Below are 563 nucleotides of genomic sequence, written 5' to 3'. Positions count from 1 at the left end.
AGCCACCCCTTTACCAGGGCCGACGCGCCAACCGGTTGACACCGCCGCCGGTTGCGCTCGTCGCAGTGGGCCTCCGGCCCGCCGCCTCCGGCCCGTCCACCACGTCCATCGTGGGCGGCACGCCCGGACCGGACGGCCCGGGCGATGATCGGCATATGTTTGTCGCTGTGTACGCTTTTTAGCCGTATATCCGTACCTAACGACAAACTCGTGCCGATCTTGTCAGCGGTCGACGCTCTGGCGCGCGGACAGGTACGGAGCCATCGCCTGGACGGCCTCGCACGCGTGCGCCAGGAAAGCACGTCATCACCATCCGCGACGCCGTCGCCACGGAGGTCAAAAGGAGGTCAACCATGGATCGTAGTGGTGGCGTACAGGAGCGGCGGTCAGTCGCTGCGCCGCGGCGACGACGTCACCGAGGGGCAGCGTCAAGTCCGCGACACGGAGATAGACGGGACTCCCGAAATGCTTGATCCCTTCCCGCGCGAACTGACGCCGCAGACCGCGGAGCCCTGCCATGGCGCGGTGTGCGTCCACGGGAACGAACACGATCATATCGTGGA

General features: G+C 66.6%; 2 protein-coding genes. One reads left to right on the top strand and one right to left on the bottom strand.

Annotated features, from left to right (window positions below):
- The coding region (locus U9980_RS01115) for a hypothetical protein (RefSeq protein ID WP_322766293.1) at positions 1-182 on the top strand (182 nt) is incomplete at its 5' end.
- Between the two features lie 154 nt (positions 183-336).
- Here the strand turns inward: U9980_RS01115 and U9980_RS01110 are convergent.
- Positions 337-563: hypothetical protein (locus tag U9980_RS01110; RefSeq protein ID WP_322766292.1), on the bottom strand; the 227-nt coding region annotated here is incomplete at its 5' end.

This window comes from Protofrankia sp. Cr1 (assembly GCF_963555865.1).
GTDB lineage: Bacteria > Actinomycetota > Actinomycetes > Frankiales > Frankiaceae > Protofrankia.
The sequence above is the reverse complement of the archived record's forward strand: the minus strand, read 5'-3'. Positions and strand labels throughout refer to the sequence as shown.